The following is a 19721-nucleotide window of genomic DNA, read 5'->3' on the forward strand; positions in this document are numbered from 1 at the left end:
CGTGGGCCTGCTCTTTCGTCTGGACTCCGGACTGGGCACATGGTACGTATGGACGACGACGTTATACGTAAAACCTGCGCCGTCACGCGCTACCGGAAGGGCTCGACATGGCCGCGGGGTATCTGGAGATCCTCAGGGCGAGGCATGCCGCCCGGCTGCTCGTCGGCACGCTCGTGGGGCGGCTGCCGAACGCGACCGCGGCCATCGCGGTGGTGCTGTTCGTCCGGGCCGAGGAGGGCACGTACAGCCTGGCGGGGGCGCTCGCGGCGGTGTACGGGGTGGCGAACGCGGTGGGGCAGCCGCTGCTGGGGCGGCTGGTGGACCTCTACGGGCAGCCGCGGGTCCAGTTGCCCGCCGCGCTCGTGTCGGCCCTTGGGATGGGCGCCTTCGCCTTCCTGGGGACGGACCCGGCGCTGCTCGGCTGTGCGGCGATGGCCGTGGCGGGCCTTTTCACGCCTCCCCTGGAGGGCGGTCTGCGGGCGCTGTGGCCTTCGGTGCTGGGCAGACAGGAGCAGGTGCACACCGCGTACGCGATGGACGCGGTGGCGCAGGAGGTGATGTTCACCGTCGGCCCGTTGCTGGTGACCCTGTGCGCCGCTGTCTGGTCGCCGCGCGCCGCCCTGCTGATTCTGGCCTTGATCGGCGTCCTGGGCGCGCTGTCCGTGGTCCTTTCGCCGCCCTCGCGCGCGTGGCGGTCGGCGCCGCGGGAGGCGCACTGGCTGGGGGCGCTGCGCTCGCCGGGGCTGCTGGCGCTGCTGGGCGCGTTCCTGTTCGTCGGGATCGCGCTCGGTTCGATCACGGTGGCGGCGGTGTCGTACGCGGACGGTCATGGCGGGGACGCGGTGTACGGGTGGCTGATGGCGGGGATCGGGCTGGGCGCGCTGCTCGGTGGGGTGGCCTACGGGGCGCGGCGGTGGGCGGGGGCGCCGGAGCGGCGACTGCGGGTGCTGGTGGCGCTCTTGGCGGTGTGTTACCTCCCGCTGACGCTGGTGCCCGGTCCGGTGGCGATGACGGCTCTGGCGACGCTCGCGGGGGTGTTCCTGGCGCCATGTATCGCGTGTGCGTTCGTGCTGGTGGACCGGCACGCGCCGGCGGGTACGGTCACGGAGGCCTTTTCGTGGCTGGTGACGACGTTCACGGTCGGCGCGTCGGTGGGTACGGGCCTGGCGGGGCCGGTGGTGGAGTGGGGCGGGGCGGCCCGTGGTTTCGCCGTGCCGGGGGCCGCGGGTGTGGCCGCGCTGGTGGTGCTGCTGGCCACGGGGCGGGTCCTCGCCGCCGCCGGGAGGGGCGGGGTCGTCGCGGTCTCATCGGAAAATGATCCAAACCGTGCCGTCGAACCCCGTTTCAGCTCAGGGGATCGGGCGTAATGTTCAGTCATGGACCGCCGCATTTTCGGGCTGGAGAACGAGTACGGCGTCACGTGTACGTTCAGGGGACAGCGCCGCCTGTCTCCCGACGAGGTGGCGCGGTACCTCTTCCGCCGTGTCGTGTCATGGGGCCGCAGCAGCAATGTCTTTCTGCGGAACGGCGCCCGCCTCTATCTCGACGTGGGATCACATCCGGAATACGCAACGCCGGAATGTGACAACGTGACGGAACTCGTCACCCACGACAAGGCCGGCGAGCGCATTCTCGAAGGACTCCTGGTGGACGCCGAACGACGCCTGCACGAGGAAGGAATCGCGGGCGACGTCTACCTGTTCAAGAACAACACGGACTCGGCGGGCAACTCCTATGGTTGCCACGAGAACTATCTGGTGGCCCGGCACGGGGAATTCTCCCGGCTCGCGGACATCCTCATCCCGTTCCTCGTGACGAGGCAGCTGCTCTGCGGTGCGGGCAAGGTGCTGCAGACGCCGCGGGGCGCCGTGTACTGCGTCAGTCAGCGAGCCGAGCACATCTGGGAGGGCGTCAGTTCCGCGACGACCCGCTCCCGGCCCATCATCAACACGCGGGACGAGCCGCACGCGGACGCCGAGCGCTACCGCCGGCTGCACGTGATCGTCGGCGACTCGAACATGTCCGAGACGACGATGCTCCTGAAGGTCGGTGCCACCGACCTGGTGCTGCGCATGATCGAGGCGGGCACCGTCATGCGCGACCTCACGCTGGAGAACCCCATTCGGGCGATCCGTGAGGTGAGCCACGACATCACGGGCCGCCGCAAGGTGCGGCTGGCCAGCGGCCGTGAGGCGTCCGCGCTGGAGGTGCAGCGCGAGTACTACGAGAAGGCCGTGGACTTCGTCGAGCGCCGGGGCATCCGCACCGGGACCGTCGACCAGGTGCTGGAGCTGTGGGGCCGGGTGCTGGACTCGATCGAGGCCGAGGACCTGGACCGGATCGGCACCGAGATCGACTGGGTCATGAAGTACCAGCTCATCGAGCGGTACCGGGCGAAGCACAACATGACCATGTCGCATCCTCGGGTCGCGCAGATAGACCTCGCCTACCACGACATCCACCGGCGTCGTGGTCTCTACTACCTGCTGGAGAAGAAGGGTCAAGCGGCGCGGATCTGCAACGACTTGAAGATCTTCGAGGGCAAGTCCGTGCCGCCGCAGACCACTCGTGCGCGGCTGCGCGGTGACTTCATCCGGCGGGCGCAGGAGCAGCGCCGGGACTTCACCGTCGACTGGGTCCACCTGAAGCTCAACGACCAGGCGCAGCGCACGGTGTTGTGCAAGGACCCGTTCCGTTCGGTGGACGACCGGGTGGAGAAGCTGATCGCCGGAATGTGAGCCGGGTGTTCCGCGCGGGGCGCGGAACGCAACGCGGGGCGCCGTACGTTTTCCGTACGGCGCCCTTCTCACGTCGTAGAGTTGCGCGCACGCCATCAACCAAGATCGACCGATACGAGGCCCCCACCGTGCGCCGACGCTCACTCCTCATCGCCGTTCCCGCCGGACTGGTCACGCTCGCCGGATGCGGTGACGACGACAAGTCCGACACGGCCAAGTCCAGCAGCAGTCCGTCGGCTTCGGCCTCCGCGTCGGCTCCGCCCCCGCCGAAGATCGTCGACGGTCCGCTGCCGGCGATCACGGCCGGCGCGAAGTTCGGGGAGAAGCCGACCGTCGCGAAGGGCTCCGGGGACCCGTCCGGGGACCTCGCAGTCAAGACGGTCATCGCGGGCGGCGGGAAGACCGTCGCGGAGAACGACTACATCCAGGCCAACTACCTGGGCCAGGTGTGGTCCTCGGGGAAGGTCTTCGACAACTCCTACGACCGCAAGACGCCCTTGGTCATCCAGCTCGCGCAGGGCGGCATCATCGACGGCTGGCGGTACGGCCTGGTCGGCAAGAAGTCCGGCAGCCGGGTGCAGATGGCCGTCCCGCCGACCTGGGGCTACGGCAAGCAGGGCAACGCGCAGGCGGGCATCAAGGGCACGGACACGCTGGTGTTCGTGGTCGACATCGAGAACACGTTCAACGCCACGAGTTCCGCCAAGGGCAAGGACGTGGCCCAGGGCGACGCCGCGCTGCCGAAGGTCGGCACCAACACCGACGGCAAGGCGCCGTCCATCGACATCCCGAAGTCGGCCGCGCCCAAGAAGCTCGTGGCGGACTACGTGATCGAGGGCGACGGGGAGACGGTCGCGGCCGACAGCAGTGTCCTCGTGCAGTACAAGGGCGTGCTGTGGGACGGCGGCAAGGAGTTCGACTCCACGTACGGCCGAGGCCAGCTGACGTCGTTCTCGCTCCAGCAGGTCGTCAAGGGCTGGGCGCAGGGCCTGACCGGCAAGAAGGTGGGCAGCCGCGTCCTCATCGTCATCCCGCCGGACCTGGGCTACGGGGACAACCCGCCGAGCGGCAGCGGCATCAAGAAGGACTCGACGCTGGTGTTCTCGGTGGACATCCTGGCGAAGATGTAGCCGCCGGGGATGTAAGACTGTGGGCGTTGCCTTGACGTAGACAAGCAGGAGCGAAGACGTGAGCATCGAGAAGCCCGAGATCGACTTCCCGGGCGGCGAGCCCCCGGCGGACCTTGAGATCAAGGACATCTGGGAGGGTGACGGCCCGGTGGCCGAGGCGGGTCAGACCGTCACGGTGCACTACGTGGGTGTGGCCTTCAGCACCGGCGAGGAGTTCGACGCGAGCTGGAACAGGAACTCGCCGTTCCGCTTCCCGCTCGGCGGCGGCCGCGTCATCAAGGGCTGGGACCAGGGCGTGCAGGGCATGAAGGTCGGCGGCCGGCGCCAGCTCACCATCCCGGCCCACCTCGCCTACGGCAACCAGAGCCCGACCCCGGCGATCCAGCCCGGCGAGACGCTGATCTTCGTGGTCGACCTGCTCGGAGTCTGACCGGAACCGACCGGACCCGATCATCGAGGGCCCATGCCTGTCCGGGCATGGGCCCTCGGCTTTTGTCCGGACACGTCGGAGCGGTACGGTCATCGGTCGGAAGCACCATAGGAAGGGCGTCGATGGCCATTGCCAAGGCCGAGCGGCTGATGAACCTCGCGCTGTGTCTGCTCGGGACGCGGCGGCCGCTCAGCAAGCGCGAACTCCGCGAGTCCATCGAGGCCTACCTGGAGGCGGGCTCCGACGACTCCTTCAACCGGATGTTCGAACGCGACAAGGACGACCTGCGCGAACTCGGCCTGGTCATCGAGACCGTCGAGAACCTGGACGGCGAGGTCGGCTACCTCGCCCGCCGCGACAGCAACCGCCTGCCCCCCATCACCCTCGACGCCGAGGAGGCCGCCGCCCTCGGCCTGGCCGCCAAGGTGTGGCAGCAGGCCCGCCTCGCCGGAGCCGCGAGCGGCGCCCTCCAGAAGCTGCGCGCCGCGGGCCTGCCCGAGGACGTCGACCCCTACGGCTCGTTCGGCGCCCTGGAACCGCACATCCCCGTCCACGAGGCCGCCTTCGAACCCCTGATGCTGGCCTGCCGCGACCGCCGCCCGGTCGTCTTCGACTACCGCAAGGCCACCGCCGCCCACCCCGAGACCCGGCACGTCGAGCCGTGGGCCCTGGAGTGCTGGCGCGGCCACTGGTACCTCGCGGGCTGGGACCGCGACCGCGGCGCGGAGCGCGTCTTCCGGCTCTCCCGCATCACCGGCAAGGTCCGCGCCCGGGCCGGCCGCTACACCGCCGAGGTGCCCGACGTCGTCACCGTCCGCGAGACCGTCGCCGGCTGGGCCGGGGAGATCGCCGACCGCTCCGCGCTCATCCGGCTGCGCTCCGGCTCCGGCTACCCGCTGCGCGCCAAAGCCGTCTCCGTCCGGGAACTCGGAGACGGCTGGGACGAGTTGGAGATTCCGTACGGGCACGGCCTGGACGCCTGGCTCGTCGAGTTCGGACCCGACGTGGTGGTCGTGGAGCCCGCCGAGCTGCGGGCCGAAGTGGTCGACCGGCTGCGCGCCGTGGCCAAGGGCTGAGGGGGACACAGGACAGTGGCAGGCAAACCGGCCAGGCCCACGAACGCGATCGACCAGACCCGGCGGATGCTCTCCCTGGTGACCTATCTGCGCGAGCGCCCCGGCGCCCGGGTGGGCGACGTCGCCCGGGCCTTCGGGATCACCGAGGACGAGCTGATCTCCGACCTCGACGTGCTGCCGCTGTGCGGGACCAGCTTCCGCGGCGGCGACCTGCTCGACATCGACACCGACGGCGACCGCATCTGGTGGCACAACCCCGACGACGTGGCCGAACCGCTGCGGATCGCCGCCGACGAGGCCACCGCCCTCCTGGTGGCCGCCCGCGCCGTCTCCACCCTGCCCGGGCTGCGCGAGGGCGACCGGCAGGCCCTGCTGCGCGCCACCGCCAAGGTGGAGGCCGCCTCCGGCGAGGCGGCCGGAGCCAGCGCGCGCCTCTCGGTCACCTTCGAGTCCGAGGGCGGCGTCTTCGCCGACGTCGACCGGGCCATCGCCGAGCGCCGCCGCCTGTGGATCCGCTACTACTCGCCCGCCCGCGACGAGCTGAGCGAGCGCGAGATCGACCCGATCCGCCTGGTCACCGTCGGCCACACCTACGTCGAGGCCTGGTGCCGCCGCTCCGAGGCGCGCCGCACCTTCCGCCTCGACCGCGTCGCCGAGATCCGCATCCTGGACGAGCCCTCCGCCCCGCCCGAGATCGAACTGCGCGACCTCTCCGAAGGACTGGTGCAGCCCGCCGCCGAGGACCCCGAGGTCGTCGTCGAGGTCGGCCCCGCCGGCCGCTGGGTCGCCGAGTACTACCCGCACGACAGCGCCGTCGAACTGCCCGACGGCGGACTGCGCATCACCCTGCGGACGCCCGATCCCACCTCGCTGCGGCGCCTCGCCCTGCGCCTCGGCGGCGACGGCCGGATCGTCGCACCCCAGGACCTCGCCGACAGCGCCCGCCGCGCCGCCCGCGAGGCGCTCGCCGCCTACGACACGCCGGAGACGGGCGGTCACGCGGCGGCACAGGACGGCTCGTACGAGAGGCGGGAGCAGAGACTTTGAGCACGTCGTCGAGGTCGGACGCGCCGGGGAAGCCGGGCGCGCCGGGGAAGCCGGGCACGGCGAGGACACCGGGCGGCGCTGCGAGGACGCCGGGTTCCGTACGCGGGGCGGGGCCGGTCCCGGGCAGCGCGGAGATGTCGGTCGGGACGGCCTTCGCCGGGATGAGAAGAGTGGTCGACGTCATGTTCAAGGCCGCCTGCCCCGACTGCCGCGCCGGATTCGAGCTGACCCCCGGCGCCCTGCGGCTGGCCATCGGCGCCAGCAGCCGCACCACGTTCTACTCGTTCACCTGCCCCGAGTGCGGCTCCGCCGTCCGCAAGCCGGCCGGGGAGCGGATCGTGGAGCTGCTCACCGGCGGCGGGGTCCGCACCCTGCGCCTGCACTCCACCCTCTAGACAGGGGCTAGGGTCGACGTCATGTTCTGGCCGATGTTTGCGATCGCTGTGGGCTTCCTGGGCATCACCGTGCTCGGTTTGCTCGCCGTGCGTGTCTTCCTGGAAGCGGAGCGTCTCGGCAAGCAGGTCGCCGAGGCCGCGAGCCGCATCGACCGCGCCGCGGGCGACCTGGAACGGGCCGCGGAGGGGGCCGCACGGGCCATGGACGCGGTATGAGTCGTTCCATGGTTGCGCAATGAGTCACTCCAGCCTGTCAACTTCGTGCTGTCGCCAGGTAGGCTCGACGTCGCGGCCCGGATAACGAGGCGCGGACCGCGAACTGGGAGTACGCACAGGGATTGCCCCGCGTTCACCCCTGAGCGTTACGATCGCTGTCACCACGACGCTCGGACAGAAGTCCGACCGTTCGGACAGCACCCCGACCATGCAGCCTCGGTGAGAAGGTAAAGACTTATGTTCGGAAGGCTCGGCGCTCCCGAGATCATTCTCATCCTCGTCGTCATCATCCTGCTGTTCGGCGCGAAGAAGCTTCCGGACATGGCTCGGTCGCTCGGCAAGTCCGCCCGCATCCTCAAGAGCGAGGCCAAGGCCATGAAGGACGAGGGCAGCAACCCCGCCCCGGCCGGCCCGCCGAACACCGGCGAGCAGCCCCCCGCGCAGCGCACCATCCAGGCCGCCCCCGGCGACGTGACCAGCTCCCGGCCGGTCAGCGAGCCGACGGACACGACCCAGCGCTGACTGAGGGCCGGTGACGACCGGCTCGCCGCATGAGATGAGGATGTGGGTTGCCCAAGTCCGCCCGCAACACGGAGAAGGATCCCGAAGGGCGGATGCCCCTCGCGGACCACCTTCGCGAGCTGCGCAACCGGCTCGCGAAGGCGATGCTCGCCATCGTCCTCGTGACGATCGTCGCCGCCTTCTACTACAACGACATCATCAACTTCTTCACCAAGCCGGTCCTGGACTCCGTCGGATGTCCCGAGACCTTCGCCGAGCTGGCGAAGCAGCCCAAGAACCACCAGTGCGCGCAGATCACCATCAACGGCCTGCTCGCCCCGTTCACCCTGGCGCTGAAGGTCTCCCTGATGGCGGGCGTCGTGCTCGCCTCCCCGGTCTGGCTCTACCAGCTCTGGGCGTTCGTCGCGCCTGGCCTGCACAAGAACGAGAAGAAGTACGCGTACGCGTTCGTCGGAACCGGCGTGCCGCTGTTCCTCGGCGGCGCCTTCTTCGCCTACAAGGTGCTGCCCACCACGGCGAAGGTCCTGATGGAGTTCACGCCGCAGGGCGTCAACAACCTCCTGCCGCTCGACGACCTGCTCGACCTCGTCACGCGCATGGTGGTCGTCTTCGGTCTCTCCTTCGAGCTGCCGCTGCTCCTGGTGATGCTCAACCTCACGGGCATCCTCACCGGACGGCGCATGCTCGGCTGGTGGCGCGGCATGATCCTCGGCATCACCGTCTTCGCCGCGATCGCCACCCCCAGCACCGACCCGCTGACCATGCTGGCGCTCGCCGGACCGATCTGGATCCTCTACTTCGGCGCCGTCGTCTTCTCGCTCTTCAACGACCGGCGCAAGCGCCGGCGTGACGCGGCGGGCCCCGCCGACGACGAGGCGTCCGAGCTTGACCTCACCCCCGAGTCCGTCGGCCCGATCGAGCCCGTCTCGGCCAGCCGGGTCCTGCCCGAACAGGCCGGACCCGAACGCGTCAACGGCTACGACGACGTGACCTGACGAAGGCGCGGAGGCAGCAAGGCACTGAGGCAGGAAGAGGCGCGGAGGCAGGAAGGCGCGGAGGTACGAAGGCCCGGAAGCACGCGGGGTCGCCCCGTGACCGGCCGCCCGGCCCGCTCCTCCTCGTCGAACCCCACCGCGGACCGCGGCCGGGGCGCCCACGCGGCGCACCCGGCCGCTTCCGCGTTCCCGGACCACCCGTCGCCACGGCCTTCCCTCCAGCCCGGGTCCGCGCCGCCCGGCCGCCGGTGGGGCCGATTCGCGGGAGCGTGCCCGGCGCACTTCCCTGAGCTGCGGGGACCCGAGGTTTCACAGGATCCGATCGGGATAATGATCGTCCCGATGTCAGTGGCTCCCGGTAGTCTCGAAAGCACGATGACAGAGGACCTCTCACCGGCCGAGCGGTACGCGGCAGCACGCAGGCGCGCTGCCGAGCAGGCCACCGCACTCGCCCCGTTCCGCGAGATGTACGACTTCGGCCTCGACCCCTTCCAGATCGAGGCCTGCCAGGCACTCGAAGCGGGCAAGGGGGTGCTGGTGGCCGCGCCCACCGGCTCCGGCAAGACGATCGTCGGCGAGTTCGCCGTCCACCTCGCCCTCCAGCAGGGCAAGAAGTGCTTCTACACCACGCCCATCAAGGCGCTCTCCAACCAGAAGTACGCCGACCTGTGCCGCCGTTACGGCGCGGACAAGGTCGGCCTCCTCACCGGGGACAACAGCGTCAACTCCGAGGCACCCGTGGTCGTCATGACCACCGAGGTCCTGCGGAACATGCTGTACGCGGGCTCACAGACCCTCCTCGGCCTCGGATACGTGGTGATGGACGAGGTGCACTACCTCTCCGACCGGTTCCGGGGCGCCGTCTGGGAGGAAGTGATCATCCACCTCCCCGAGTCGGTGACCCTCGTCTCCCTGTCGGCCACCGTGTCGAACGCGGAGGAGTTCGGCGACTGGCTGGACACCGTCCGCGGCGACACCCAGGTCATCGTCTCCGAACACCGGCCCGTCCCGCTGTTCCAGCACGTCCTGGCCGGACGCCGGATGTACGACCTCTTCGAGGAGGGCGAGGGCCAGAAGAAGGCAGTCAACCCCGACCTGACCCGCATGGCGCGGATGGAGGCCAGCCGCCCCTCGTACCAGGACCGCAAACGCGGCCGGGCGATGCGCGAGGCCGACCGGGAGCGGGAGCGCAGGCAGCGCTCGCGAATCTGGACGCCGGGCCGCCCCGAGGTCATCGAGCGGCTCGACGCCGAAGGCCTGCTGCCCGCCATCACCTTCATCTTCAGCCGCGCCGCCTGCGAGGCCGCCGTACAGCAGTGCCTGTACGCGGGCCTGCGGCTGAACGACGACGAGGCCCGCGGCAAGGTCCGCGAGATCGTCGAGGAGCGCACCGCCTCCATCCCCGACGAGGACCTGCACGTCCTCGGCTACTACGAGTGGCTGGAGGGCCTGGAGCGCGGTATCGCCGCCCACCACGCGGGCATGCTGCCCACCTTCAAGGAGGTCGTCGAGGAACTCTTCGTGCGCGGCCTGGTGAAGGCCGTGTTCGCCACCGAGACCCTCGCGCTCGGCATCAACATGCCCGCCCGCTCCGTGGTGCTGGAAAAGCTCGTCAAGTGGAACGGCGAGCAGCACGCCGACATCACCCCCGGCGAGTACACCCAGCTCACCGGCCGCGCCGGCCGCCGCGGCATCGACGTCGAGGGCCACGCCGTCGTGCTCTGGCAGCGCGGCTTCAGCCCCGAGCACCTCGCCGGACTCGCCGGCACCCGCACCTATCCGCTGCGCTCCAGCTTCAAGCCGTCGTACAACATGGCGGTGAACCTGGTCGAGCAGTTCGGGCGGCACCGCTCCCGCGAACTCCTGGAGACCTCCTTCGCGCAGTTCCAGGCCGACAAGTCGGTCGTCGGGATCTCCCGCCAGGTGCAGCGCAACGAAGAGGGGCTGGAGGGCTACAAGGAGTCCATGACCTGCCACCTCGGCGACTTCGAGGAGTACATGCGGCTGCGCCGCGAACTGAAGGACCGCGAGACCGAGCTGGCCCGCCAGGGCGCCTCCCTGCGCCGCGCCGAGGCCGCCGTCGCCCTGGAGAAGCTCAAGCCGGGCGACGTCATCCACGTGCCCACCGGCAAGTACGCCGGGCTCGCCCTCGTCCTCGACCCCGGACTGCCCGCCGGCCGGTCCAACGGCCACCGGGGCTTCGAACAGCACGACGGCCCCCGCCCGCTCGTCCTTACCGCCGAGCGCCAGGTCAAGCGGCTCGCCTCGATGGACTTCCCCGTCCCGGTGGAAGCCCTCGACCGCATGCGTATCCCCAAGACGTTCAACGCGCGCTCCCCGCAGTCCCGCCGCGACCTCGCGTCCGCGCTGCGCACCAAGGCCGGGCACATCGTCCCCGACCGGCACCGCAAGAAGCGCTCCGAGGCGGCCGACGACCGGGAGATCGCCCGGCTGCGCACGGCTATCCGCGCCCACCCCTGCCACGGGTGCAACGACCGTGAGGACCACGCCCGTTGGGCCGAGCGCTACCACCGGCTGCAACGCGACACCTCGCAGCTCGAACGCCGGATCGAGGGCCGGACGAACACCATCGCCCGCACCTTCGACCGGATCGTCGCCCTCCTCACCGAGCTGGACTACCTGCGCGGCGACGAGGTCACCGAGCACGGCAAGCGGCTCGCCCGGCTCTACGGCGAACTCGACCTGCTGGCCAGCGAATGCCTGCGCGCCGGCGTCTGGGAAGGCCTGAGCCCCGCCGAACTCGCCGCCTGCGTCTCGGCGTTGGTGTACGAGTCGCGGGTCGCCGACGACGCGATGGCCCCGAAGGTGCCCTCCGGCAAGGCCAAGGCGGCGCTCGGCGAGATGGTCCGCATCTGGGGCCGGCTCGACGCGCTGGAGGAGGACTTCCGGATCAGCCAGACCGAAGGCGTCGGCCAGCGCGAGCCCGACCTCGGCTTCGCCTGGGCCGCCCACGAATGGGCCTCCGGCAAGGGCCTCGACGAGGTGCTTCGCGAGGCGGAGATGCCGGCCGGCGACTTCGTCCGCTGGTGCAAGCAGGTCATCGACGTCCTCGGCCAGATCTCGGCCGCCGCCCCCGTCTCGGGCGGCGGGAACTCGACCGTCGCGAAGAACGCGCGCAAGGCCGTCGACGCGCTGCTGCGCGGGGTCGTCGCCTACTCGTCGGTGGGCTGAGGAACCCGGTTTCCGTTCCCGTCCACCGGGTCCGGCGGTCGCGTGCCGCGACCGCCGGACTTTTTTGGGTGCGCGGGGCCGGAGCATCCGGGCGAGGCGGGCCGGAGTTTCGCCGGGGCAGGTGAACAGCGGCTCAGTCGCTCACGTCCGGGCGGCCCACGTACGCGCGCCATCCGCCGTACGCCGTGATGTCGGGTGCGCCCTCTACGGCGCCGGGTTCGCACAGGAAGCCGGGGACGTGGGTGCCGTCGGCCAGTTCGACGCCGCCCAGGGTCATCGGCCGGGGGAGCGCGGCGAGCAGCCGGCCAAGTCCCTCCGTCGGGAGCGACCACACCTCCGTCTCGACGGCGGTACCGCCCGCGCCGACATGGACGAGACCCGGCTTCGGCGGAGTGGTGGCCAGGGCGTGCAGCCGGTACACCGGCGCGGTCGTGGTCGTACGGTCGAGACGGGCGCCCAGGGCCAGGAGCTGTGGGTTGAGGGGCTGGCCGGACAGGTGGGCGCCCACCACGGCGAGGCGGGTCTCCGGCTCCAGCGACCGGGCGATCCGGGCGAGCCGTTCGTCGGTGAACGCCGGGCCGATCAGCATCACGCCGAACGGCAGCCCGGCGGGCGTCACTCCCGCCGGGACCGCGACGGCCGCCAGGTCGAACAGATTCGTGGAGTTGGTGAAGCGGCCCAGGCGGGCGTTGGCGCCCAGCGGGTCGGCGGCGACCTCGGCGAGCGTGGGATGACCGGGCGCGGTGGGCAGCAACAGGGCGTCCGCGTCGGCCAGTTCGGCCAGCGCCCGGGCCCGTAGACCTGCCAGCCGCTCCTGGTCGGCGTAGAGCTGGTGGGCCGGGATGTCGCGGGCGCGGGTGATGATGCCGGCCACGGTCGGATCGAGGCCCGCACCGCCCTCGGCCATCAACTTGCCGACAAAGCTCCCCACCGCCGTGTACCGCTCGGCGACGAACGCGCCCTCGTACAGCATCCCGGCGGCCTCGGTGAACGGGGTGAGGTCAAGGGTGCGCACCTCGGCCCCCGAGGAGACGAGTCGCTCGACCGCCGCCTCGTACGCCTGTGCCCAGCCCTTGTCCAGCTCGCCGAGCTGTGCCGTCGGCGGGACCGCGACGCGCCAGGGGCCCGGAGCGCGCTGGGCGAGCGGCAACAGTTCGCGGGCGGCGGGGGAGGTGAGGTGGGCGAGGGCCTGTTCGGCCTCGGGGAGGGTGCGGGCGAACACGGTCACGCAGTCCAGGGAGGCGCAGGCCGGGACGACGCCCGTCGTGGGGATCAGGCCCCGGGTCGGTTTCAGGCCGACGATGCCGTTGAACGCGGCGGGGACGCGGCCGGAACCCGCGGTGTCCGTGCCGAGGGCGAGATCGGCGATACCGAGGGCGACCGCCACGGCCGATCCGGAGCTGGAGCCGCCGCTGATCCTCGCCGGGTCCAGGGCGTTGCGGACGGCGCCGTAGGGGGAACGGGTGCCGACCAGGCCGGTGGCGAACTGGTCCAGGTTCGTGCTCCCCAGGAGGACGGCACCGGCCGCGCGGAGCCGGGCGACGGCGGGGGCGTCCGCCTGCGGGGTGCGGGCGTAGGAGGGGCAGCCGGCGGTGGTCGGCAGGCCCGCCACGTCGATGTTGCCCTTGGCGGCGAAGACCCTGCCGGCGAGCGGGAGGCGCTCACCCGCGGCGACCCGCGCGTCCACCGCCCGCGCCTCCTCCTCGGCCTCCGGCCCGGGGCGCAGACCGATCCAGATCTCGGGGCGGTCGACGGCCTCGATCCGGGCGTAGGCCGCGCGGACTCGGGCGAGAGCGGACATGGGGACTCCTTGCTGGGGAGTGAGAGCGGGGGAGGGGCTTTTGAGGGTGGCGGACGGGGGACGGGTGTCGGGTGGCGCGTACGGCCTGTGGTGAGTCTCAGGGGGCCGGGGGCTCCGCCGGCGCGAGGACCAGCAGTGGCGTGCCCGCCTCCACCTGGTCGCCCGGGGTGACAAGGACCCGGTCGACCACCGCGTCCACCGGTGCCGGTATCCGCGACTCCATCTTCATGGCCTCCAGGGCGAGAAGCGGCTGCCCCGAGGTCACCCGGGCGCCCGGCGTGACGTTCACCTGCCAGACGGACGCGGCGAACTCGGCCTCGACCAGCCGTCCGCCCGCCGGGACGCTCACCTCGGCGGCCGGAGCGGCGGGCGCCGACGCGGCCTCGGCCCGGGTGAACTCCCCCGCGGCCTCCCACGCGTCCCGCTCCGCCGAGAACGCGGCGCCCTGCCGGGACCGGAACTCCTCGATGGACGCGGCGTTCTCGGCGAGGAAGGACTCGTACGCGGCGAGCGAGAACGTGCCCTCCTCGATCCGGGGCACGAACCGGCCGGAGACGATGTCGGCGCGCAGCTCCAGGAGTTCGTCCGCCTCCACCGGATACCACCTGACGCGGTCGAAGAAGCGCAGCAGCCAGGGCGAGCCCGGTTCGAACGCGCCGCGCTGCTGCCAGCCCGACCACACCTGGGTCGTCCGGCCGACGAACTGGTAGCCGCCCGGTCCCTCCATGCCGTAGACGCACAGATAGGCGCCGCCGATGCCGACCGAGTTCTCGGCGGTCCAGGTGCGGGCCGGGTTGTACTTGGTGGTGACCAGGCGGTGGCGGGGGTCGAGCGGGGTGGCGACCGGGGCGCCCAGGTAGACGTCGCCCAGACCGAGGACGAGGTACTCCGCGTCGAACACCGTGTGGTACACGTCGTCCACCGAGTCCAGGCCGTTGACCCGGCGGATGAACTCGATGTTCCACGGGCACCAGGGCGCGTCGTCGCGCACCCCCGCCATATAGCGGGCGATCGCCTCGCGGGTCGCCGGATCGTCCCAGGACAGCGGGAGATGGACCGTCCGGGAGGGCACGACGAGCTGGTCGGTGGGCGGAAGTGTGGGGATCAACTGCCTCACGAAGGACAGCAGTTGGTGTTGGGGGAGCCGGGACGGGTCGGTTCGGATCTGGAGGGAGCGGATGCCCGGGGTCAGGTCGGTGACCCCGTCGAGGCCGGCCTCCGTAACCGCCTCCATCAGGGCGTGGACCCGCATGCGCAGCGCGAGGTCGAGCTGCATGGGCCCGAACTCGATCAGCAGGTTGTCGTCGCCGCTGCGGCGGTAGGTGACGTCGCCGTCCCGGGCGAGCACCCCGCCGTCGACGATCGCGGGGCGCGGCGACCCGTCGTCGGCGAGCGGCTCGAACCGCACGGTGTCGCCGGGGCGGAGCTGGCCGAGCTTCCAGCGCTCCGTGCTGGCGACGGTCGCCGGGCAGACGAAGCCGCCGAGGGAGGGGCCGTCCGGGCCGAGCAGCACCGGCATGTCCCCGGTGTAGTCGACGGCGCCGACCGAGTAGGGCGTGTCGTGGATGTTCGACGGGTGCAGTCCCGCCTCGCCGCCGTCGGCGCGCGCCCAGCGGGGCTTGGGCCCGACGAGCCGCACGCCGGTGCGGGCCGAGTTGAAGTGGACCTTCCAGTCGGCGGCGTAGAAGTCCTGGATGTCGTCCTCGGTGAAGAACTCCGGTGCCGCGTGCGGGCCTTCGAGGACGCCGATCCGCCAGATGTCCGTGAAGGCGGGGCGGTCGGCGGGCGGCACGGGAGCCCCCGGGGAGGTGACCGTCCCGCCGTGCAGGACGTCGCCGGTGCGCAGGGCCCGGCCGCCGTGCCCGCCGAACCGGCCGAGGGTGAAGGTGGCGGTACTGCCGAGGAAGGCGGGCACGTCCAGGCCGCCGCCCGCGAACAGCACGTAGGTCCGCAGGCCGTGGCCGGAGGGCGCGCCGATCTCCAGGACCGACCCGGCCGGCACCGTCACCGGGGTCCAGTGGCCGACCTCCGCGCCGTCCACCGTCACCGGCGCGGGCGCCCCGGTGACGCACACCGTGGTGGCCTGGGTGAACCTCAGCGCCGGTCCCTGCACGGTGCATTCGAGTCCGGGCGCGCCCTCGGGATTGCCGAGGGCGCGGTTGCCGAGCCGGAAGGAGAGGTCGTCCATCGGGCCGCACGGCGGCACCCCGACCTGCCAGTAGCCGGTGCGGCCCGGCCAGTCCTGCACGGTGGTGAGCGTGCCGCCGGACACCACCTCGATGCGCGGGGTGCGGTCGGTCACGCCGGTCAGGGTGGCGGTGGAGTGGTCCGCCCGCCGGAAGGCCGGCTCGGCGAGCGCGGCCCGCAGCAGCCCGAGGTTGGTCTCGATGCCGTCCACCCGGGTCCCGGCCAGCGCCTCGTCGAGCCGCTCCAGGGCGTGGGCGCGGTCCCGGCCGTGGGCGACGACCTTCGCGAGCATCGGGTCGTACGAGGCGGTGACCTCGGTGCCCGTCTCGACCCAGCCGTCCACGCGGACGCCGCCGGGGAACTCGACCCGCGTCAACAGGCCCGCGCTCGGCCGGTGTTCACGCGAGGGGTCCTCGGCGTACAGGCGGGCCTCGACGGCGTGCCCGCGCGGTGCCCCCGGGTCCCGTACGACCCCGGTCTCGCCGCGGGCCAGGCGCAGCATCCAGGCGACCAGGTCGACGCCGTAGATCTCCTCGGTGACCGGATGCTCCACCTGGAGACGGGTGTTGACCTCCAGGAAGTAGGCCTCCTCGCGTTTGGCGTCGTACACGAACTCGACCGTCCCGGCCGAGCGGTAGTCCACCGAGGCGCACAACTCGCTTGCCGAGCGGGCGAGTCGGTCCCGCACCGCCGGGGGGAGGCCGGGCGCGGGCGCCTCCTCCAGGACCTTCTGGTTGCGGCGCTGGAGCGAGCAGTCGCGGTCGCCGAAGGTGACGACCCGGCCGCGTCCGTCACCGAAGACCTGCACCTCGACATGGCGGGCGTCCGTGACCAGCCGCTCCAGGAACACCCCGGACGAGGCGAACGAGGCCGCCGCGACGCGCTGGACCCGCTCCCAGGCCTCGGTCAGCTCGGCTGCCGAGTGACAAGCCGACATACCGATACCGCCACCGCCGCCCGTGGCCTTGAGCATCACGGGATAGCCGATGCGCCCGGCGGCTTCCAGCGCCCCGGGGAGATCCGCCAGCAGCCCGGTGCCCGGGGCCAGCGGCACGCCGGCGGCCTTTGCCGCCGCCCGCGCGGTGTGCTTGGCCCCGAACAGCTCCAGCTGCTCCGGCGTCGGCCCGACGAACACGATCCCGGCGTCCTCGCAGCGCCGGGCGAACGCCGCGTCCTCGGACAGGAACCCGTACCCGGGATGGATCGCCCCGGCCCCGCTGTCCTTGGCCGCCTTCAGGACCAGGTCGGCGTCGAGGTAGGACTCCTTGGCGGGCGCGGGGCCCAGGCGTACGGCCTGGTCGGCGAGCCGGACGTGCGGGGCGGCGCGGTCGGCGTCGGAGTACACGGCGACCGTACGCAGGCCGAGTTCGCGGGCGGTGCGGATGATCCGGACGGCGATCTCGCCGCGGTTGGCGATCAGCAGGGTGTCGAAGGTCATGCGGACGCTCCGATCGACATGGCGACCGCGGTCGGTTCGAAGCCGTTGCACGGGTTGTTGATCTGGGGGCAGTTGGACACCAGCACGAGGACGTCGCGCTCGGCGCGCAGCGTCAGCCGCAGCCCGGGGGCGGAGATGCCGTCCACGATGCCGAGGGTGCCGTCCTTCTCGACCGGCACGTTCATGTACCAGTTGATGTTCGAGACCAGGTCGCGCTTGCCGAGGCCGTAACGGGCGCCCTCGGCGAGGAAGTTGTCCACGCAGGCGTGCTGCGACCAGGTGTGGTGCCCGTACCGCAGGGTGTTGGACTCCTTGGAGCAGGCACCGCCGACCGTGTCGTGCCGGCCCACCTCGTCCTCGGTGACGGTCATCAGCGGGGTGTGTTCGTTCGACATCAGCACACTGCCGGTCGTCAGGAAGATGTTCCCCTGCGCCTGGATGGTGTCGGGCGCGCTGTAGCGGACGGACGTGTCCCCGGCGTCGTACACCAGGAAGTCGACGGCCTGGTTGCCGTGCAGGTCGGTGACGGTGAGCGTCTCACCGGCGCGGACGATTGCCGACCAGGCGGCCCGGGCCGGGACGGTGACGTGGGTCATGCGAGCCCCCTCGTGGCAAGAAACTCGGCGGTGTTGAGGAAGGCGCGGCGGCCCTCGGGGGTGGCCTCCCACAGCGGGTCGCCCGCGGAGGTCGGCCCGGCGCGCCAGGCCAGCACCTCCAGCGGGGTGCACGTGTACGCGGGGCGCGGGTCGGCCGGGTGGGGCACGTTGGCGATGAGCACGGTGACGTCCTGTTCGGCGCGCAGGGTGACGCTGCCGCCGGGGCCCGCCGAGCCGGTGAAGTCCAGCGAGCCGTCCTCGCGTACCTCGACGCCCTGGAAGAAGGAGAGCGACGGGGGCAGATCACGTGGGGCGAGCCCGTTCTTGGCGGCGGCCAGCGTGAACAGCTCGCGTCCGGCCGGGGACGCGGACTGCGGCGTACCGTCCCCGTAGCGGGCCGTGTTGCGTACGAGGGTGGAGGTGCCGCACAGGGCGTCGTGCCGGCCGGAGGAGTCGCTGACCACCGAGGCCAGGACGCGGCCCTGGTCGGAGAGCAGGAGTCGGCCCTCGCCCAGGTAGGCGTTCCACTGGACCTTGACCGTGTCCGCGACGTTCAGCCGCTCCCACGGGCGGTCCGCGACGTAGAGCAGCAGATGGGCGCAGGCGTCGCCCGCCAGGTCGGTCAGCCGCAGTTCCGTGCCCCTGGCCAGCACCTTGTGCGTGTAGTTGCCGCCCGCCACGGTCTCCGCCCACACCAGATGGCCCGCCTCGCAGGGCGGCGCCGGCCAGGCGTCCGCGGGCACCACGGGCATGGCCTCGGCGCCGGTTCCCTCCTGGGCGCGGGCGTGGTCGCGTGCTCCGTGCGTGGTCGCTGTCGCCATCGCGGGCCTCCGGCTCCTGGGTCGTTTCTGTCGCCCGACAGAAATTAGGCGCGGGGTGGGTCGGCGCCATGTCCCGTGTGTTGCCGCCCCGTTACCGGTCCCTCACGGGCGGCGGGTGCGCGGACGCCGGCGGACGGCGGGCCCGGGGCGAGGCCGGGCGTCCGCGTTCCGGCGCCGGGGCGGTGTACGTGTCCGCGCCGCGGCGCCCGGCCCGGGGCGCGCGTCCGCGTCCCCGAGTGCGGGGCTGGTGCGCGCAGCCCCGTCCCGGCCGACCGGCCGGTGTACGTCCCGCGTCCCGGCGCCCGGCCGGTGGGTGCCCGCGTCCCGGCGCCCGGCCGGCGGGTGCCGTGTGTGCGAGGATCGAACGTATGGGAACGGACGGCGGACGACGGGTCGGCAGGCCGCGCGCCGCGCAGCGGCCGGACAGCGGCCTCACGCCGCGCGCCGAACTGCTCGACGCGGCGGCCGAGTTGTTCACCACCCGGGGGTACGCCGCCACCACCACCCGCGCCGTCGCGGAGCGGGCGGGCATGCGCCAGGCCTCCATGTATCACTACGTGTCGGGCAAGGAGGAACTCCTCGCCGAACTCCTGGAGTCGACGGTCACCCCCTCGCTGGCCCTCGCCCGGCGGCTCCTCGCCGACGACGCGGCGCCCGCCCGGAGCCGGCTGTGGGAGCTGTGCCGCTCGGACGTGGAGCTGCTGTGCGGCGGACCGCACAACCTGGGCGGCCTGTATCTGCTGCCCGAGGTGCGCGCCGAACGCTTCGCCGGGTTCCATGCCGTGCGCGCCGAACTCAAGGACACCTACCGCCAGTTGCTGGCGGCGACCCCGGCGGGCGGCGCCCTCGCCAAGAGCGAGCTGGACCTGCGGACGGACCTGGTGTTCGGGCTGATCGAGGGGGTCATCCTGGTGCGCCGCTCCGACCCGGAGCGCCCCGTCTCCGCCTTCGCCGAGGCCACCGCCGACGCGGCGCTGCGCATCGCCGGACTCTGAGGCTCCGGCCCCCGGTCACCCCTGTGAGCTGCGGCTTTCGTATGCCCGTACGCGGTCACGCACCGTGTGCGAATGGAGGCTCAGCGTGCAAATGGGGCTGAGGGTACTCCAGTCGCGCGGGCGATTTCAGGTGGTTGCCGAA

At 71.9% G+C, this 19721-nt stretch carries 16 protein-coding genes; 12 read left to right on the forward strand and 4 right to left on the reverse strand.

Going from position 1 to position 19721, the window contains the following annotated elements; all coding sequences use genetic code 11:
• The first annotated feature begins 107 nt into the window (after nucleotides 1-107).
• The 11 genes from AB0912_RS09370 (at nucleotide 108) to AB0912_RS09420 (ending at nucleotide 11741) form a co-directional block, all read left to right on the forward strand.
• Complete coding sequence (locus AB0912_RS09370; RefSeq protein ID WP_366697391.1) at nucleotides 108-1367, forward strand: MFS transporter; 1260 nt, start codon at nucleotides 108-110, stop codon at nucleotides 1365-1367.
• 9 nt (nucleotides 1368-1376) lie between these two features.
• Complete coding sequence (pafA, locus tag AB0912_RS09375) at nucleotides 1377-2738, forward strand: Pup--protein ligase (RefSeq protein WP_366697393.1); 1362 nt, start codon at nucleotides 1377-1379, stop codon at nucleotides 2736-2738.
• Between the two features lie 128 nt (nucleotides 2739-2866).
• Nucleotides 2867-3868 carry an FKBP-type peptidyl-prolyl cis-trans isomerase gene (locus AB0912_RS09380; protein ID WP_366697395.1) on the forward strand — a complete coding sequence of 334 codons (1002 nt, stop codon included), beginning with the start codon at nucleotides 2867-2869 and terminating at the stop codon, nucleotides 3866-3868.
• 58 nt (nucleotides 3869-3926) lie between these two features.
• Nucleotides 3927-4298 (forward strand): FKBP-type peptidyl-prolyl cis-trans isomerase, encoded by a 372-nt coding sequence (locus tag AB0912_RS09385; protein WP_366697397.1) that lies wholly within the window; start codon nucleotides 3927-3929, stop codon nucleotides 4296-4298.
• 122 nt (nucleotides 4299-4420) lie between these two features.
• Nucleotides 4421-5374 carry a WYL domain-containing protein gene (locus AB0912_RS09390; protein ID WP_366697399.1) on the forward strand — a complete coding sequence of 318 codons (954 nt, stop codon included), beginning with the start codon at nucleotides 4421-4423 and terminating at the stop codon, nucleotides 5372-5374.
• Nucleotides 5375-5389: 15 nt separating this feature from the next.
• Nucleotides 5390-6421 carry a WYL domain-containing protein gene (locus AB0912_RS09395; RefSeq protein ID WP_366697401.1) on the forward strand — a complete coding sequence of 344 codons (1032 nt, stop codon included), beginning with the start codon at nucleotides 5390-5392 and terminating at the stop codon, nucleotides 6419-6421.
• A gap of 134 nt (nucleotides 6422-6555) precedes the next feature.
• Nucleotides 6556-6816 carry a hypothetical protein gene (locus tag AB0912_RS09400; protein ID WP_366697403.1) on the forward strand — a complete coding sequence of 87 codons (261 nt, stop codon included), beginning with the start codon at nucleotides 6556-6558 and terminating at the stop codon, nucleotides 6814-6816.
• A 21-nt stretch (nucleotides 6817-6837) separates the two neighbouring features.
• Nucleotides 6838-7032 (forward strand): hypothetical protein, encoded by a 195-nt coding sequence (locus AB0912_RS09405; protein ID WP_366697405.1) that lies wholly within the window; start codon nucleotides 6838-6840, stop codon nucleotides 7030-7032.
• Nucleotides 7033-7269: 237 nt separating this feature from the next.
• Nucleotides 7270-7554 carry a Sec-independent protein translocase subunit TatA gene (gene tatA, locus AB0912_RS09410; RefSeq protein WP_366697407.1) on the forward strand — a complete coding sequence of 95 codons (285 nt, stop codon included), beginning with the start codon at nucleotides 7270-7272 and terminating at the stop codon, nucleotides 7552-7554.
• 47 nt (nucleotides 7555-7601) lie between these two features.
• Nucleotides 7602-8549, forward strand: a complete 948-nt coding sequence (gene tatC, locus AB0912_RS09415) for a twin-arginine translocase subunit TatC (RefSeq protein WP_366697409.1) — start codon at nucleotides 7602-7604, stop codon at nucleotides 8547-8549.
• Nucleotides 8550-8879: 330 nt separating this feature from the next.
• Nucleotides 8880-11741 (forward strand): DEAD/DEAH box helicase, encoded by a 2862-nt coding sequence (locus AB0912_RS09420; protein ID WP_366697411.1) that lies wholly within the window; start codon nucleotides 8880-8882, stop codon nucleotides 11739-11741.
• A 133-nt stretch (nucleotides 11742-11874) separates the two neighbouring features.
• Here AB0912_RS09420 and atzF read toward each other — a convergent pair whose 3' ends face one another.
• From atzF to AB0912_RS09440, 4 genes are all read right to left on the reverse strand, one after another.
• Nucleotides 11875-13542, reverse strand: a complete 1668-nt coding sequence (gene atzF / locus AB0912_RS09425; RefSeq protein WP_366697413.1) for an allophanate hydrolase — start codon at nucleotides 13540-13542, stop codon at nucleotides 11875-11877.
• A gap of 97 nt (nucleotides 13543-13639) precedes the next feature.
• Nucleotides 13640-17167 carry an urea carboxylase gene (gene uca / locus AB0912_RS09430; RefSeq protein ID WP_366697415.1) on the reverse strand — a complete coding sequence of 1176 codons (3528 nt, stop codon included), beginning with the start codon at nucleotides 17165-17167 and terminating at the stop codon, nucleotides 13640-13642.
• The gene (locus AB0912_RS09435; RefSeq protein WP_366697417.1) at nucleotides 17164-17763 is read right to left on the reverse strand and encodes an urea amidolyase associated protein UAAP2; all 600 of its coding nucleotides are present in this window, start codon (nucleotides 17761-17763) and stop codon (nucleotides 17164-17166) included. The genes uca and AB0912_RS09435 overlap by 4 nt, the downstream gene beginning before the upstream one ends.
• Nucleotides 17760-18584 (reverse strand): urea amidolyase associated protein UAAP1, encoded by an 825-nt coding sequence (locus tag AB0912_RS09440; protein WP_366697420.1) that lies wholly within the window; start codon nucleotides 18582-18584, stop codon nucleotides 17760-17762. Before AB0912_RS09440 ends, AB0912_RS09435 begins: the two co-directional genes overlap by 4 nt.
• Nucleotides 18585-18952: 368 nt before the next feature.
• Here AB0912_RS09440 and AB0912_RS09445 point away from each other — a divergent pair, with 368 nt between their 5' ends.
• Nucleotides 18953-19579 carry a helix-turn-helix domain-containing protein gene (locus tag AB0912_RS09445; protein ID WP_366697422.1) on the forward strand — a complete coding sequence of 209 codons (627 nt, stop codon included), beginning with the start codon at nucleotides 18953-18955 and terminating at the stop codon, nucleotides 19577-19579.
• The last annotated feature ends 142 nt before the right edge of the window (nucleotides 19580-19721 follow it).

It is taken from the genome of Streptomyces sp. NPDC007084, from assembly GCF_040703595.1.
GTDB lineage: Bacteria > Actinomycetota > Actinomycetes > Streptomycetales > Streptomycetaceae > Streptomyces.